Annotated in this window: 23 protein-coding genes; 10 read left to right on the top strand and 13 right to left on the bottom strand. The window is 33.2% G+C overall.

Translation table 11 applies throughout. From position 1 onward, the window contains the following. Window positions 1–193: 193 nt before the first annotated feature. Window positions 194–1,642 (top strand): hypothetical protein, encoded by a 1,449-nt coding sequence (locus RR409_RS19200; protein WP_332559393.1) that lies wholly within the window; start codon window positions 194–196, stop codon window positions 1,640–1,642. Between the two features lie 120 nt (window positions 1,643–1,762). Here RR409_RS19200 and RR409_RS19195 read toward each other — a convergent pair whose 3' ends face one another. Further along, a complete protein-coding gene (locus RR409_RS19195) occupies window positions 1,763–1,984 on the bottom strand; it encodes a hypothetical protein (protein ID WP_332559392.1) in 222 nt (73 codons plus the stop codon). A 636-nt stretch (window positions 1,985–2,620) separates the two neighbouring features. Between RR409_RS19195 and RR409_RS19190 the strand changes: the two genes are divergently transcribed. From RR409_RS19190 to RR409_RS19170, 5 genes are all read left to right on the top strand, one after another. Beyond that, complete coding sequence (locus tag RR409_RS19190; RefSeq protein WP_332559391.1) at window positions 2,621–3,145, top strand: hypothetical protein; 525 nt, start codon at window positions 2,621–2,623, stop codon at window positions 3,143–3,145. Window positions 3,146–3,214: 69 nt separating this feature from the next. Continuing rightward, window positions 3,215–3,445, top strand: a complete 231-nt coding sequence (locus tag RR409_RS19185; RefSeq protein WP_332559390.1) for a DUF1659 domain-containing protein — start codon at window positions 3,215–3,217, stop codon at window positions 3,443–3,445. 40 nt (window positions 3,446–3,485) lie between these two features. Next, on the top strand, window positions 3,486–3,722 hold the full coding sequence (locus RR409_RS19180) for a DUF2922 domain-containing protein (RefSeq protein ID WP_332559389.1): 237 nt from the start codon (window positions 3,486–3,488) through the stop codon (window positions 3,720–3,722). Window positions 3,723–4,070: 348 nt separating this feature from the next. Continuing rightward, window positions 4,071–4,286, top strand: a complete 216-nt coding sequence (locus tag RR409_RS19175) for a YvrJ family protein (RefSeq protein WP_332559388.1) — start codon at window positions 4,071–4,073, stop codon at window positions 4,284–4,286. Beyond that, window positions 4,271–4,915 (top strand): N-acetylmuramoyl-L-alanine amidase, encoded by a 645-nt coding sequence (locus RR409_RS19170; RefSeq protein WP_332559387.1) that lies wholly within the window; start codon window positions 4,271–4,273, stop codon window positions 4,913–4,915. The genes RR409_RS19175 and RR409_RS19170 overlap by 16 nt, the downstream gene beginning before the upstream one ends. 528 nt (window positions 4,916–5,443) lie before the next feature. On the opposite strand, the gene RR409_RS19165 is transcribed toward RR409_RS19170, so the two are convergent. Next, window positions 5,444–6,379 carry a hypothetical protein gene (locus RR409_RS19165; protein WP_332559386.1) on the bottom strand — a complete coding sequence of 312 codons (936 nt, stop codon included), beginning with the start codon at window positions 6,377–6,379 and terminating at the stop codon, window positions 5,444–5,446. 381 nt (window positions 6,380–6,760) lie between these two features. On the opposite strand from RR409_RS19165, the gene RR409_RS19160 reads away from it, so the two are divergent. After that, window positions 6,761–7,318: a sigma-70 family RNA polymerase sigma factor gene (locus tag RR409_RS19160; protein ID WP_332559385.1), complete on the top strand. Its 558-nt coding sequence runs from the start codon at window positions 6,761–6,763 to the stop codon at window positions 7,316–7,318. A 55-nt stretch (window positions 7,319–7,373) separates the two neighbouring features. Here RR409_RS19160 and RR409_RS19155 read toward each other — a convergent pair whose 3' ends face one another. Genes RR409_RS19155 through RR409_RS19145 form a run of 3 tightly spaced genes read right to left on the bottom strand, consistent with a single transcriptional unit; the run spans window position 7,374 to window position 8,551 of the window. Next, entirely contained in the window at window positions 7,374–7,622 is a 249-nt protein-coding gene (locus RR409_RS19155) for a hypothetical protein (RefSeq protein WP_332559384.1), read from the bottom strand. 34 nt (window positions 7,623–7,656) lie between these two features. Next, the gene (locus tag RR409_RS19150; protein WP_332559383.1) at window positions 7,657–7,830 is read right to left on the bottom strand and encodes a hypothetical protein; all 174 of its coding nucleotides are present in this window, start codon (window positions 7,828–7,830) and stop codon (window positions 7,657–7,659) included. A 46-nt stretch (window positions 7,831–7,876) separates the two neighbouring features. After that, a complete protein-coding gene (locus tag RR409_RS19145) occupies window positions 7,877–8,551 on the bottom strand; it encodes a helix-turn-helix domain-containing protein (RefSeq protein WP_332559382.1) in 675 nt (224 codons plus the stop codon). A gap of 107 nt (window positions 8,552–8,658) precedes the next feature. Here RR409_RS19145 and RR409_RS19140 point away from each other — a divergent pair, with 107 nt between their 5' ends. Then, a complete protein-coding gene (locus RR409_RS19140) occupies window positions 8,659–9,195 on the top strand; it encodes a hypothetical protein (protein WP_332559381.1) in 537 nt (178 codons plus the stop codon). A 6-nt stretch (window positions 9,196–9,201) separates the two neighbouring features. On the opposite strand, the gene RR409_RS19135 is transcribed toward RR409_RS19140, so the two are convergent. Next, on the bottom strand, window positions 9,202–9,366 hold the full coding sequence (locus tag RR409_RS19135; protein WP_332559380.1) for a hypothetical protein: 165 nt from the start codon (window positions 9,364–9,366) through the stop codon (window positions 9,202–9,204). Window positions 9,367–9,368: 2 nt separating this feature from the next. After that, window positions 9,369–9,647, bottom strand: coding sequence for a helix-turn-helix domain-containing protein (locus RR409_RS19130; protein ID WP_332559379.1), 279 nt, complete (start codon window positions 9,645–9,647; stop codon window positions 9,369–9,371). Window positions 9,648–9,733: 86 nt separating this feature from the next. On the opposite strand from RR409_RS19130, the gene RR409_RS19125 reads away from it, so the two are divergent. Further along, entirely contained in the window at window positions 9,734–10,084 is a 351-nt protein-coding gene (locus RR409_RS19125; RefSeq protein WP_332559378.1) for a VVA0879 family protein, read from the top strand. Between the two features lie 179 nt (window positions 10,085–10,263). On the opposite strand, the gene RR409_RS19120 is transcribed toward RR409_RS19125, so the two are convergent. The 6 genes from RR409_RS19120 to RR409_RS19095 form a co-directional block, all read right to left on the bottom strand. After that, window positions 10,264–11,331 carry a 3'-5' exonuclease gene (locus RR409_RS19120; RefSeq protein ID WP_332559377.1) on the bottom strand — a complete coding sequence of 356 codons (1,068 nt, stop codon included), beginning with the start codon at window positions 11,329–11,331 and terminating at the stop codon, window positions 10,264–10,266. Between the two features lie 9 nt (window positions 11,332–11,340). Next, window positions 11,341–11,730 (bottom strand): helix-turn-helix domain-containing protein, encoded by a 390-nt coding sequence (locus RR409_RS19115; protein ID WP_332559376.1) that lies wholly within the window; start codon window positions 11,728–11,730, stop codon window positions 11,341–11,343. Then, on the bottom strand, window positions 11,730–12,191 hold the full coding sequence (locus RR409_RS19110) for a hypothetical protein (protein ID WP_332559375.1): 462 nt from the start codon (window positions 12,189–12,191) through the stop codon (window positions 11,730–11,732). Before RR409_RS19110 ends, RR409_RS19115 begins: the two co-directional genes overlap by 1 nt. Before the next feature lie 417 nt (window positions 12,192–12,608). Beyond that, entirely contained in the window at window positions 12,609–12,947 is a 339-nt protein-coding gene (locus tag RR409_RS19105; protein WP_332559374.1) for a hypothetical protein, read from the bottom strand. Between the two features lie 218 nt (window positions 12,948–13,165). Then, entirely contained in the window at window positions 13,166–13,657 is a 492-nt protein-coding gene (locus RR409_RS19100) for a hypothetical protein (protein ID WP_332559373.1), read from the bottom strand. 121 nt (window positions 13,658–13,778) lie between these two features. Beyond that, a complete protein-coding gene (locus RR409_RS19095; RefSeq protein WP_332559372.1) occupies window positions 13,779–14,309 on the bottom strand; it encodes a hypothetical protein in 531 nt (176 codons plus the stop codon). A 200-nt stretch (window positions 14,310–14,509) separates the two neighbouring features. Between RR409_RS19095 and RR409_RS19090 the strand changes: the two genes are divergently transcribed. After that, window positions 14,510–15,271, top strand: coding sequence for a thermonuclease family protein (locus RR409_RS19090; protein WP_332559371.1), 762 nt, complete (start codon window positions 14,510–14,512; stop codon window positions 15,269–15,271). Window positions 15,272–15,662 lie beyond the last annotated feature (391 nt).

Genomic DNA, 15,662 nt, shown 5'->3' with positions numbered 1-15,662 from the left:
ACTGTATTTGCCCATAGCTTATATTAGCCGATGAAAACATGATGCCGAATGCATGGCTGGTTGAACGTAACGCAGAGAAGTGAAACCATGCAGGAATGAGGCTTGATGTTTTCCCTAGTAGATAAATATATTAGCTGATGTGAAATTTAGCTTCAAATTAGGGTAAAATAATAAAAGAACGGGAGTTGATGAAATGGGGAATATGCTAAACATATTACCTTTTCTAGTAGAAGCTATATCCACTAACCAAATAGTCTATAAGGATATAGATAGAATCTATGAAAAGGATAGTAAAAAATATCATGAAGCAGCTAAGAGCACCGAGTATTATAATCACTATATGGCTACAGAAGGAAACATAGAGCAAGAGTATTACTTTAAAAAAGTACTAGGCATGCTAAAGGTGTCTGATGGAATGACAGGCGATGATGAGCTAGTTAAGGAGCTTCTCGCTATGTATAAGAAAGGCTGGAAATATGTCCATGCATACTTAGAAACTCATAAAGTTATAATATTAACGGACTTTTTAAAACAGCTGATAAGGAAAGTTAAAGGCATAGAGAATATAAGTGATGATACCTTAAACAGTAATATGCTCATGGTGGTTTATTTGGGGCAGATATATGGCAATGAAGTAGTTAAAGAAGAGGAATCCTTCATTAAATTAATAGAGTACATGGCGAAGAGATTAAACCATTATGGAGATAATGGGAATAGAATAAGCTTAAACAATGAGAGCTACGAAAATAAGAAAGCCATAAGAACAATAGAAACTAAACTTCTTCAAGGGAATAAAGATTATAAAAGACCACTGTGTAAAACCTTTGACTTGATGGATATAGCAAATCTAGATAATGATTTAGATAAATATAAATGTGCTTTTGAGTATATTTATGACCTAGAGCATTTAAGCCTTGTAACCCTTGTAGGAGAAAAATTCATCACTAACAAGGAGCTGCAGGAGCTTATATTAACATACACCACATTACATAGGAATGAAGCTTATAGCCTTGATGAATTAGAGAAATACCTTTATGCTGCAATACAAATAAAGTACCTATGCAGAGAGTATAAGAAAGCTAAAGCTTATTTCTTTGATAACCATGAAGAAGGCTTACATAATGAAATAGAGAAACTTACTAAGGACCTTGCAGCTGCTAAGTTAAATAATAAGCTTATGGAGGAAAAAATTAAAAAAGATGAAGCTTCTTCCTCTAGGAACATAAAGGAAAACGAAAGGCTCAAAGGGGAATTAAAGGAACTATCAGGAATGAAAAAAGAGTTAAACTCTTTACGAGAAAATATGTTTTCCTTAAATATCGAAGAAGATGAAATGGCTGATATAAGCGGTGTAGACCTAGTTAAGCTGAATAAACTAGAAGCTACTGTTATAGGTGGTCATAGTAGATGGGTGGCTCGCATGAAGGAGCTATTGCCTAATTGGATATTCATCGATGTAGAATCCATTAATTTTGATGTTAAGCTACTTAAAAAGAAATATGTATTCATCAATACCTTAAAGAATAGCCACGCTATGTACTATAAGGTTATAGAGAATATAGAACCAGGTACCAAGCTTAAATACTTTAATAATAGCAATGTAGATATCTGTATCAAGAGCATAGAAAACTTAATAAGATGATAAAACCCCAATGGAAACCTTGGGGCTTAATTTTGCTTAAAAACAGATAGCCTACGGCTAGTAAGGAATAAAGGACAAGCAACCTTTGCTAGTCCTTCACTCCTTGGAAGCTTGTCAATGCTAGTCCACCCTACGCAAAGTATCAGCCATCCTATGCAGCATATCATGGACTATGATAAAAGCTAAAGCTACATGAGGAAGTAATATGTACAAGATAAAAGCTAAGCTTTGATACTTACATGAAAACATAGTCTTAATCTTAGATATAGATAGCCTTTCATAACTAAAGATACCTATAAGACCTATAAGGTACACAGGAACCCATATTTTAATATTAATCAAGATAACACCCCCAGAAGCTTAATGTACAAAACTGTACGATAAATCACATAATACTCAAATTATAATACGAAATTCACGTAATTACGCACGTATCCATGCAAAAAAGAACAAAGAAGCTAAATATTATACCATAGCATTTGGATATGACTTGGTACAAAACGATACAAACTTTAAAGTATATCACAGAAGCTACTTCCCATCAGGAAGCCTTCGGAAGCTTTCGGACGTAATCGGACAGCTACGGACACAACCGGACAAAAGACAAAACATTAATCCAGTAATCAAATATTTAAGCTTAGAAGCAAAGCGATAAAGGGTAGCTTAAAATAAATATTCACCTAAGAACGTAGTGACAGTGGGCTTGGGGGCGGAGCGGGATATACATTAAAAGAAATTCTTTGAATTTCAACATTGGTTTTTCAAGATTGATTAAAAATAAATTAAATCATAATAGATTAAATTAAATCAATTTGTTGAAGCCAACAAAATGGTTTTAAAAAATATTACTCATAAAAATTAATTTAAAATATATAGAATTGTAGGGAATTCCCTAGAAGGCTTTAACCTTAGAAATAACTAGGGTTCAAGGGGGGAAAACATGAAAATATAAAAATATAAAAATAAGAAAACAGGGGGGTGAAAAAAATAGCAATTAAATTTTCTTTTGGTGAAGATGGAAGTGTAAAAAAAGATGAGAATTATAAATTATCAGTAGATGATTTAAGCAGCCTTGAAAATGCAGAGGAAGAGGATGAAGAGGACGAAGAGGACAGAGTAGCTGAGTTAGAGAGTGAGATGGAACCACAGAAACTTAGATTATGGCTACAAGTAAAATCACAAGGTAAATCTATAGATGAATTTTTAGCAGAGCATGGAGGAGCTAGAAAGAACGTAACAGCTCCAAGGAGCGAAAGACCTAAAGGACATAGTAGGCAGCCAAGCAAAAGTACCCTTGCTAAGCGTAGAATGGGTAGACAAGAAACACTTGTTAACTGTAGAGATAAAGAAGCTATCAGAAGAACTTATATCATAGAGATAGAAAACATTAAAAAGCTGGAGGAGATCAAAGTATTTCATTATTCAGATGAAATTATTCAATTCAGCGAAATTATAAATGATGCCATAGAACATTACTATGAGTGTCTTAAGGGTGAGAAATAAATTTTTTTAAACACTTTTTAAGCTATAGCATATATAAAATTAATTAATCAATGAAGGAGGTGTATTTAAATGGCTATATCTAGTACTTTAAACAAAGTTCAATTAGGACTTAGATATGAAAAAGGACAAAACCTTGATGGTACTCCAAAAGTTAAATCTGCTAAATTCTCTGGTATCAACAAAGCTGTTACCAACGACGCACTTTTCGCTTTTGCTAGTGCTATGGGTGAAGTTCTTATATCTTTCCCAGTTGAGCTTAAGAAGTTATCAGACGAAACCTTAATGGACGAAGGTGCATAAAATCTTAAGGCTCATATTCTAAAGAAAGGAGGAATTTTTCATGGATAGAAAATTAGTTTTAACTTTTATAGATCAAGCTGACGCAAAGTTTAACTTCATAATCAATGATGTTAGCCAAGAACAAACTGGAAATCAAGCGTTGACAGAAGCTAAAATCAAAGCAATAATGAACGCTGCTATCACAGGAAGTGTTCTCATGAGTAAAGCAGGATTAGTTAAAAGCATTGAATCTGCAATGGTAGTAGATACTACAGAAACTAAGTACGAATTAGTTTAGTGCTTATAAAGTATATGGGATAGAAGCTACGCTTTATATCCTTTTTATTTTCTTTCTAATCTCTTTTTAATATCAGGTGTTATGGTAAAATATAATTAGGCAATGTGGAATAGGCTATGTATCAGTTATTTTCCCAGTACATATAATCCCGGACGGGTTAATATTAATTGCCTAAAAAAAGAACTTTGGACAAAGTGAACGTGTCCATCGTTCTTTTTTTTATGCCCTGCAGCTGCATATGAGATCTCCTTTCCTTCTTGATCCTTTCCCTTTTATCGAAATTTGCTTTATAAAAACCGAACAATGCCACATATATAGATTAAAAGGTGTAAAGGTGGTGAGAAAATCATGGAAGAAAGCTTAGTAAATTTAATATCCAATGTAGGATTCCCAATCGTTATGTGTGGTTACTTTATATTCCGCTTCGAGAATAAGCTAGTAGACCTTAACAAAAGTATAGTAAATCTTACAGTAATCATTGCTAAGATGGGCAATGTAGCTGTTGATATAGATGAAAATAAAGATAGTAAGAAGGAGGAAACGAAAATATGGCAGTTAAAGTAGATGGTAGAGGCGGTCACAACCCAGCTTGTGGAGGTGCGAATAAAATTGTTAATGAGGTTACGGAGAACAGGAAGATACATAGTGAAGTTTCAAGATTACTTGCGGCAGACCCTTTCTTCGATTACCAGGATACAACCCCAGGAAGTATTCAAGGTTCTAGCAATGATATGTATCACGGAGTATCAAGGGCTAACGCAAGAGGTGTTAACCTATTCTTTTCTACACACCTTAACGACACAGCAGCAGCAAGAGTAGAATCAGCTATAGGAACAGAAGTTTTAATTTACTCTAAATCAAGGGCAGATATATCGGGTCTTTGTGGCTACGCTATATGCGAAGAAATGGCTAAACTAGGTTTCATTAATCGTGGGATAAAAACTTCTCCTCAAATTGATGGACTTTATGAAATTCGCAATACTGCAATGGCAGCCATGATAATTGAGTGTTTTTTCACCAATTCAGCAAAAGACGTGGAGCTATATCGTTCCTTGGGACCTGAAAAAGTAGCTTATGCAATCTACATGGGAATCCGTAGAGGATATAAAGCTACAAGTCAGCCTGCAGGTCAAAACCCTAATGTTATCGAAAGAACCTGTGCAAATTGCAAGAACTTCTCCCCTATTTCTTAGTTATTCATCCGAAAAGGAAATTTTTACAATCACTTGTGAGATTGTCATAATTAGAACAACTCTTTTTTAAAAAGATTTTCGGGGGGGCGGCCACTAGGAAGAGATTAAAAAAGGAAGAGAAGTTAAGAAAATAAGTTGAAGGATTACCACAAGGTGTCCGAAGGCTTCAAGTAGCTCCATTCCATGGGTTTATGATGATGTAAGAAAATCCAAATTAGAATGTGGATTCTGTGGATAGTGTTTTTAAATTTGAAAGAAGTTCCATGGAATATGATTTAATTTGGAAAGTAAAAAAAAGGTAATAAAAAAATCCTGATTTACAGGGAAGTGAGAACAAAACTGGAAGTAAATGGAGGGCGAAAAATTCAAATCGGTTCTCCCGCGGAAGCGGGAATACAGATGGAACAAAGTCCGAAAAACACAAATAGCCCATGTGAAAAATAAATTTTCAAAATGGGATAAAATAACCGAGAAGAGTCCCGGGGCGGCGCTGCTTGTCCACTTGGGACTCTTCTTTTTATGTAATTGTTACTCTAGGATCATCCCTTGGAAGTCGTAACTTCTTCCAGTTGATTCTAGGTAGTTTTGTAAATCATCTTCCACCGAAGTTGCTTTGGTCGAAGTTTTCTTCTTAGGAATAGGAAGATTTACTGCTTCGAAATGTTCCCGGATTCTTTTGTTTATAACATCTGCTCGAAGCTCTTTAAGTTCTTTAATTGTATCCGTAATGGTCTTAAGTAAGTATCTAAATTGTTTCTTGAAATAATCCTTATATCCATAAATTTTAATAAGGGTTATTACCTCATTAATGTTTTTACTATCCATCTTAGCTTTATGTCTTCTTCTGAGAGAACTTAACTGGTGTTCCCAGTAAAGGTCTTTTGTAAGCTTGGTGGATGTAGTGTCCTTAAGGCTTATGTAAAATTTAATATCTTTACCATCCTTAGTTTTTTCTTCATGGATATTGAACCATTTCTTAAGCTGGTCTATGTACTCCCATATAAGGCTTCTTCTTTCTAGTCCTCCAAGGTGCTGTATTAGCTTAGCTCTGCTAACTTCATACACTCCATTTTTATTTTTACCTAGAAAGTATAGTAAAGCTATCTTTTTAGCATTTAACTTAATCTCTTTAAATTCTTCACTATATAAAAAGTCTAAATTTGTGTTAACATATCCATCTTTATAATTTTTTTGTAGAAATTTATTATTACGTATGATACAATTAGTTTCAGTTAAGGACTTGTTTAAGGAAATAAGTTTAGTCCTTTCTAATCTCTTCAGGCTATTATAGTAGCTCTGAACTGAACAGTTAACAGCTGAACTGATTTCTTTATAGTTCAAGTTCTCTACATATCCATTATCGTTTGCAAGACGTGAAACATGGAATAAAAGAGAAATATCGGTACTTGTACCGTTAGTAATTAGGGTTTGTACAGTTTTTCTATTTAACTTGCAGCCCAACATAATAAACACTCCTTTCAATACGAATTTTAAAATTTAAGTTCTTTGTAATTCAAGCACCTTTCAGCTTAGTTCTTAGTAATTTAAGTTATCCTTTCAATTAAACACCTTTCAGTTTAATTGAAGTTCTTTGAAATGGGTGAGACTTTCATAGTAAGAGTTGTGTTCTGGTTCCGGGAAGTTCTAGAAAGCACATCTCTTATTTTATTTTTTGCCTTTTTTAAGGCTTAATTTCGACCAAAAATTTCTATTTATATAATACGTTATTTTTTGTAATTAGACAATAACCGAAATTTTGGTTTAACTGTGTTACTACTGTGTTTTATTTGGTTTATATACAAATTATGTAATTTAAACTATAATAAAATTAAAAGAGGTGATATAGTGCAAAACATTGATTTTAAAGAACTTGAACAGCTTTTACTGTCGGCTAAAGGCGGAAACAGTGAAGCAAAGAAAAAAATCATAGATAACTATAAAAATTTTATTTATAACCAAGCTTTTAAGTATAAAATCCTTAGTTATGACCTGGAAGATGTAATTTCTCATGCTAGTATGACTGTTTTGAAGTGTATTCAAAGTTTTGATTTTGATAAAAACAGTAATTTTACAAGCTATGTCACCAGAGCAATTAGTAATAATCTTTTAGATTTAGCACAAAAGGATTTTAAAAAGAATGGACTAAATACATCAGATGATAAGTTAATCTACGTTAAATCAGACTTTGAACTAGAAACAGATATTCTACTTGGACTTGAAGTTCAGAAGCTTCATCAAGCTCTCAAGGTGCTTTCTATTGAGGACTTGGAGCTAGTAAGTGCAATATATTACGAGAAGAGAAGCATTCGTGACATTTCAAAAGAAATGGGAATATCCTATGCTACAGTATTTAATCGTAGAAAAGCTATACTTAAGCAGCTCCTTAAAGAACTGCAAAAATAAACCTGAAGCTTTAAGCTTCAGGCTTTTTTATTTCAATAAATTATTGAATTGTGCATTACTTTGACAATGCAATTCGCAATCTACATTCATGCTTATGACCTTCATTTTTAAGGTTTTTACAACAAGGACATCTTAAATCATTTCCAAAATTAGCAATAACACTCCATTCTAATTCTTCAAGAATACTCCTATATTCCAATGCAGTTAGACATATATCTTGGAAAAGAACACTATTTAAACTTCCTCCTAACTCACCTTTTTCAGATTTTCTATAACTTACTTCTAATAAATTTTTATTAGTCATTTTACCTCTCCTATCTTTCACAATCTAAACAGTCCTATACTTCCACAATACTCTCTACTTCAACTCTACAGCGACCTCTTAATCGTGCATATATATCATCACATTCTGTCTGTGCGATTTCTTCTGCTTCTTCTATGTTATTTGCACTATATACACCTTCAACTTCGGATACATTGATTGTTATTTTATAATTTTTCATGTCAGCCATATTTAATCCCTCCAATTCCCTTCGAAATATAAACAGCTTATTCATTTCAAATCCCATTTCTATCCCTATAAAGTTTCCTCATGGCATTTTCAGTAATAAGCCATGTGCTGCCACTCTTCCTATAGTCTATATTTTCAATTAATCTCTCGGATTTCACTACACTTCTTAAAGTGCTTTCACCAAGTCCCCATAGCTCTGTAGCTTCCTTGAAGGTCATAAGGCTATAATCTAATAATTCCTCTAGGGTTTCAATCTCCTTCTCGATACGAATATCTTTATAACTTACGAGGTACACATAGTAATCTTGATTTAAGTAGCTTAAAATTTCAGCTTTACTAAGCTTTACAATATCTTTGTTAGTTTTCTCAATAATTACTCTAGCTCTTTTATCAATAATTCCACCGATATAATCATCTGGCTTAGTACTGCTTAAACGTCTTAAGCTCCACTCTTTCCTCATTTCAGTTACGGATAGTAAATCTAAAGGTTTTTTAACTATTGCCAGGTAATCTAAAGGAGTATTGTTTTTAAAATCTGCATAGGTATTATAAAGCTCCATGAACTCATTGAGAAGTTCATCACCTTCAAGACCTCTACTTATGCAATTTAAATATGCATCCCAAGCACCTTTTCTTGAATACTCATTGTAAACCTCTAGTTCAAGCCACTTAATATTTGCAATAAGGTCTTTTGCTTCTGCTATTCCTAGTCTTTTCACCATACAATCACCTCAACGAATTAGTTTAATTACATTTTACTATTAAACGAATACGTTGTAAAATGGATGTTGAGAATATAATTATAATGGATAATTGGGGAGGGAATAACATGAATAAAAATTTAGAAACACTTTATATGAATTCTATGTCACCAAAGGTATTAGAGTATATGTATAGTGAAAATAACAATAATGGTAGTTTAGTAGTTATTAATAATCTTAAGAACATGGTTAACAATATGGATTTAAGCTTTGTTAAATCTTATGGTGAAACATTCCTTGAAGCTCCTATAGCAAAGGAATTTACATTCATGTATAGCTTTATAGGCTATGATGGTGACCATAGAGAGATATATCAAATACCTGAGATATTAAAATATACTCAAGCTGCTTTTAAAGCACATCCACATATGCTATATTTCTTAGATGATAACAGCAGAAAATTAGTTGCTATATGTCATTCAATAAGGGGAATAGCCGACAAGAATTCAATTAACACTAGGGTTGAAATTAATAAAGATGATTTGATAAGCTTCTGTAGAACTTGTGTAAATTCTTCAATCAATGTATCTTATCTTAGTGAATTTGAAATTAAGAAGTTTGAAAGTGATTTAAGTAAATTATTTGGAATAGAAATAAAAGCCTAGCATATGCTAGGCTTCTTTCATTTTAAGCTTTATTATTTCTTGTTCTAGGTCGTAAATCTTTATTCTAAGCCTACTGCTCTCCTTCTTTTTAAGCTCCAATTCATCTTCAAGAGCTGTGACCTTTATCCTTAAATTAAAATTAACTCTAGCGAGTTCATCTATCATGGCCATGATTATTCCACTACGTTAATATCTATATCCTCATTCCTGATTGTAGCCATTTTAACTACCTTATGGCTATCACAATCATGGCTAGGATTAGTCCTTACATTCTCCCTTGCAAGGAGAAACCTATTTAAATCAGATTTCCTTACTCTCCATACCCTTCCAAGCTTGGTTGCCACAAGCTTATTGTGGTTTATGTATCTTATTATGGTTTCATACCTTAATCCTAAAAGTTCTGCCACTTCTTGTACTGTCAGTATATCCTTACATTTCAATGTTTTATTCATAGTTTAATCACCTCACATAGTCTATATATGTCATATTAGATACAGTGTATAATTAAGCTATTAAAGCAATTAAGGGGGACTTAATCATGGTAAAAACTACAGGTGTAATTAATATGAACATGAAGGAATATACTCTTGAAGAATGGAAAGCAGAAGGGGTAAAAAGATTTGGGGAAGATCCTACTGGTTGGAAGTTCAAGTGTCCTGCTTGTGGAAGAATAAACACAGGAATTGAATACAATGAACTTGGAGCTAACATTAATTCAATGTATAGTGAGTGCATTGGTAGAATAAATGGCAAGGGTTCTGATGAAAAAAACGAAGGAAACGGATGTGATTGGGCTGCCTTTGGTCTACTTGGTACCTTAAGCAAAGGTGTTATGGTTCAATCACCTTCAGGTGAAATGATTGAAATATTTGATTTTGCTGAGGTATAATTAAGATAACTCCAAAATATCTTTGAGCCTAGTGTTGATAGCCGTCATGCTAGGCTTTTTTTATTTTTTGAGTTGTGGCATTTTATGCAACATCTTAAAAGCAGAAAAAAGCTACACCATGTGGAAGGTGTAGCTTCTTCTTCGTATACCCTACGATATGAATAATAGATTTCCTAAGATTATTCTACCATATTCTTTTTATAAGCAATAGCTTTTATAAGCTCCAAACAACAATAACAATCACCTAATGCTCTATGAACCTGAACATTTTCTACATCCTCATAGTACATGGCTTTTGAAAGGGAGATATATTTTTCACTATCCATATATCCCATATAGTCACGCATTAAGCAAATACTCTTGAAGCTACCTTCATAGCCACTTTGAGTTAACATCCTTCTGTCAAAATCTGAGTTATAAATTAGCACAACTTTATTTTTAAAGATTTCATCAAGCTGTGGAGCTAGCTCCTTGATAGTAGGCTTTCCTTTAAGCTCCTCATGGCTGATACCATGCACATCATAAGCCTCGTCACTTATAGGTTTTTCAGTGCTTACTAAAGTATTAAGAAGGATATTCCCTTCTGTGTCTATGATGGAGATTTCTATAATTTCATCATCATCCTCTAAGCCTGTAGTTTCAGTATCTAAGATGATGTACTTATTTTTCTTTTCAAGGTATCTTCTGAAATACTTTCTCTCTACACATTGATTACAGATTCCATCTTCATTTAAATCTCTAGCTACCCTTTGAACTTCTCCACATTCTTCGCAAGTTTTCTTTTTAAGTCTAGTAGCTGCAGCTTTCTTTAAAGCTTCTTTCTGCTTCTCTGTTGGAACTTTAGTATTAGCTTTCACGAAAGCTTCTATCTGCTCCTGCTCTAGGTCTAGAAGATTTTCTATGCTGTAATAAGGAACTGTTCTATATTGACCATAGATTCTATATTCAGCAGCATAGTAGGAATGAATGAAGCCTTGCTTCTCCATGTTTTTAATCATTTTGTGGTCTACACCTAAAAGCTTCTGAAGGTATGAAGATATGACTCCAAATTGCTCGTTCTTAAATTCCTCATAGATCAACTTAACATCTACAGATTCATATATAGCCTTGGCTATGAATTGCTTATGACCCTTTTTATATATGTCTACATTATGCTTTTCAGCAAATTTAATTAAATCATCTTTTTTTAAGTATTCTACACCCTGATTAACAATCCTATTAAATTCATCTAGCGCTAAAACCCCCATATTGCCCTCCTATGACGTTTTTTTATTTAAAGTGATGTAAACCCTTCTTTCATCCTTATTCTCGCTCCTGTTGTTTAAATAGGTGCGAGATTCATAAGGGATATTATAATCCTTAAGGATATATTCAATTAAATTATTCTTTTCTTCTTCCTTTATGTAAGTAATTCTCACCTCAAGCTTGCTAGGTTCTTCAATCTTTTTCTCTTCCTTGGGTGGTATGAAGTAACCACCATTTCTTCCTGGTGTAGTTTCTAGGTTAACCTCAGCTTCTTTAATATCTAAAATATATTTCCTAACCATTCTTTCAGATACATCAAGCTCCTTGGCTAGCTCCTTACACCCCATCTTTTTCTCTTTAAGCATTTCAGTAAGCTTTAGTAGATTTGAAAATTTACTCATTACTCTCTGTACCTTACTTTCATGCCTTCTTCAAGGTATGGCTTATTAGATCCATAGTAAATATACTTATGTCCATGTTCATTCATTTCGCTACCTGATTCTACTCTACCTAAAGACCAATCCCAACTTTCCTCATAATCATCATAAAGGTATATCTCTATTCGTGATCCACAGGAATATGTTTTTCTACTAGATAATCCATCTTCATCTATGTAATCTAGATAAAACTTCCCATGGTCATCCATCTTTAGTGTTCCTTCGTAGACATGACCATCAAAATATTTTACCCTATCTAGGTACTTTTCCATTTCATCTTTCACCTTGTGCAGCCTATTAAGAAGTACATTTTCTTCAAAGGATAATTCTCCTTTGTGCCTGTTGTCATTTAACATTTCTATGTAACTTGCCATAGCTGCTATTTGAACATCATATTTTCTAATTGTTTCTCTGTTAACTTCCATTTTAAAATCACCAAACCTTTCACTTTTAATTTTAACCTAGTTCCTAGTTTTTAATCAATGTAGGAACTAATTTAATAATTATTTTTAGGAGGTCTGTTATTAAGTCTTAAGACCCACCCACCCTTCCCCATCAGCTTTTATAGGCATAAAAAAAAGCACCTTGAGTAAGGGCGCTTTTCTGCTTGGTCTTATGGAGCTTAGCCTATCTCTTTACTATCTCCTATAAGAGTTCAGCTCAACTTTTTTATAGTATCAGATGATACCCTAATTATATCATGGTACCGACATTTACGACGGTAGCAAATTAAGGCAAAGAAAATGCACAACCATGGGGACAGTTGTGCGAACTTCGGTTTATCTAGGTTTGGGCATAATCATGGTTATTAAAACTTAAATTGTTTTATATAAACTTTACCGTTAAGCAAAGCTATATTTAGTAACTTTAGGCACTGGGTAATTATACTCTTCAAGTAGCGCATACTCAGCTTTCTCAAACTCTCTAAGCCTTGCTATATTGTCATAGTACTTTTCCATCATGCTCTTAAATACCACCTGTACAGGTGTTGGTGGTCTTTGACCCAAGAACATAACCCATGTTTGTTCTTCGATAATTGACCCTACTTTATAGACTTCATCATCATCAAGCTCAGCAGAAGTTATTTCATGCTCAAGAATGTTTGTCATGCCTTTAATGCATTCATAATAAAACTTTCTATCATCAAGCTTTCCGTCGAATATTTCAAGCTTTTTTCTCATACTATACACCTCGCTATCTTAAATCCTTAATTCTTAGCTTATGTATTTAATTATTTAATCTTTAGTTAACTTATAATTTATTTTCGATTTATATAGTGTCCGTAGCCTTTACTTAACCTAGTATAGCACAGGTTAAACTTGGTTTATACATTTTATGTAAAATATAGGACTGTGTTTACAAAAAATTAAAAAAGCATACCTAAGTATGCTTAAATTAACTAGCTAAAGTTCATAGTTGCTATTTCATAAAATTCAAACTGCTCCGCTAAATCGTGTTTAATTTCACTTAAAATCTTAATTTCCTCTGGGCAAACATTACATCTAATCACAGTAATATCAACTATCTTATCATTTTCAATAACAATTTCAGTAACTACACCTCTAGTAACTATATCTCTAGTTCCATTGCTATGAAGTATTTCTACACTGTAAGCATCTTTAACCTTGCAAAAAGGATTGTTAAAATAATTACAAATACTTAAGTTGGCTATATCAACCATGTTCAGATTCAAATATGTAACATCTATAGATGATATACTATCATCTTCAATTTCGAATTCTACAACAGCTCCAGTATAAATTAAATTACTGCTACCATCCTTGTAATTCACTATGCATTTATCTGTTCTATGCACACCATTTGCCTTTACTTTCCCCTGTGAAATCAATTCATTATTAATAATCATTTGTCCATCTTTTAAATCTCTCATCTCCGCTAAATCCCCCCTAATTATATGCATTAAAATGAATAATGCATGATGTATATAAAATATATCATCTTGAAAACATAAAAAAAAGGTTTACATTTTTTTATGTTAAAGATAAATGTGGTTATTTAGTTTTAAATTTACTCCAAAAGCCTTTTTTCTCTTCTTGGCTATGCCTATGCTCCATTCGTTCTTTCATTTCATCCAGCTTCTCATCAAAGGCATGGAATCTTTCTTCAAGAAGAAGTGGCTCTGATTTCTCTTTAAGAAGCACTTGGCTATTCTCTACAAGTTTATTATTTTGCTTTATAATCTCTTGCAGCTCCTTAATTTGATTATCTTTTTCTTGCAGCTGTTTATCCTTAACTGTAAGCTGCTCTTGTAAAGATTTAATAATCTCTTTATTAAGGTTAATTAACTGCTCCACATCACTTGATTTCTCAAGGCTTAAAGCAACTTCGTTAACCTCTTCATTTAACGCTTTATTCTCCTTTAAGTTAACTTTTAAATCTTCCCTTAACAAGTTAACTAAATCCTCGGTAGCGTACTTCTTACCGCCCTTTACAACTACTTTATCCTTATACTTTTCAAGCTTCTTGTATACTGTAACTTTACTCACGTTTAATATCTCTGCCAGTTGTTTTGCATCATACATAGTCATACCCCCAATTTAACCTAGTTTATTAATTTACTAATTATTTACTCTGAGTTTATTTTAACTTAAATAAACTACCTTAATTGTAAATTTTTCTTGTACTTGAACCAGGATGTACAAGTCATGACAAGCTGAACCTTGTCCATTTTAGGATCTATGGAATATATAGAATTGAATAAAATTTTTATGGAGGTTTGTATATGAATACTAAATTAAAATCATTACTCATTTCTGTTCTTGTCATGGCTCTGTGCTATCTAGGCTTTGAATTTGGTGACGATTTACCCGAATTTAGGGTAGATGGAACACTAGGTATAGGAAACATCTTAAATACTAAAGAAGCTGCCTACGATGAAGCTGTGGTGCATTCTGTGGTGGATGGAGATACACTTAAGATTTTCCTAGATGGAGATTTAATTACTGTAAGGCTGCTTCTCATAGATACTCCTGAAATAAAACACCCTGATAAACAGCCACAGCTCTACGGGAAAGAAGCTTCTGAATATGCAAGTAATATCTTTCATGAAGGAGATAAGATTTACTTAGAATACGATGGAGATAGGATTGATAAGTATAATAGGACTTTGGCTTATGCATGGTACGAAGCAGAGGAAGGTTATAGGCTCTACAATGAAGATGTAGTTAAAGAAGGTCTAGCTATGGTTGCTTTCACATTTAAAGGAGCTAAATACCTGCAGGAGCTCAATTCTGCTTCTAATATGGCCAAGGAAAATAAATTAAATATATGGTCCTTTAAAGGATATGTCACTTCAAAGGGTTTTGATGATGAAAAATATCCAGCCAGTAATTCAGATGTTTTCATTGCAGCTTCTGGATCATCTTCTTTATATCACCTAGAAGCTGATTCTCATAAGATGAAAAATAGTATTTCAATGACACTTAAAGAAGCTCTACACAAGGAATATTCTCCTTGCAGCAAGTGCTTTAAGAAAAAGGGATAGGCTAATATTATTTCCTAGGCTAATAATGGCTGCCTATTACAAGTGATGGTGGACTAGCAAAGGTTGCTTGTCCACCATCACTTCACATAGCCATAGCTGATATTTATCTTAAGCTCCTGTTCGAGCTAACCTAAAGGTCTAGCCTCTGCTTTTTTTATCGTCAGATATTTATATCCTAAGAAGCTTAAAATCATTTCTAGGCTTAATTTAAACACTATAAGTCACATCAGATAATATATTTATCTATCATGGAAAACATCAAGCCTCATTCCTGGCTGGTTTCACTCCTCTACGTTTCATTCAACCAGCCATGCATTTGGCATCATGTTTTCATCGGCTAATATAAGCTATGGGCAAATACAGGAGCTTAGTCTTTGGAGTATGCCTCTGC

This window comes from Clostridium sp. (assembly GCF_036642255.1).
GTDB lineage: Bacteria > Bacillota > Clostridia > Clostridiales > Clostridiaceae > Clostridium_J.
Note: the sequence above shows the minus strand (reverse complement) of the source record. Positions and strands in the feature narration are given on the sequence as shown.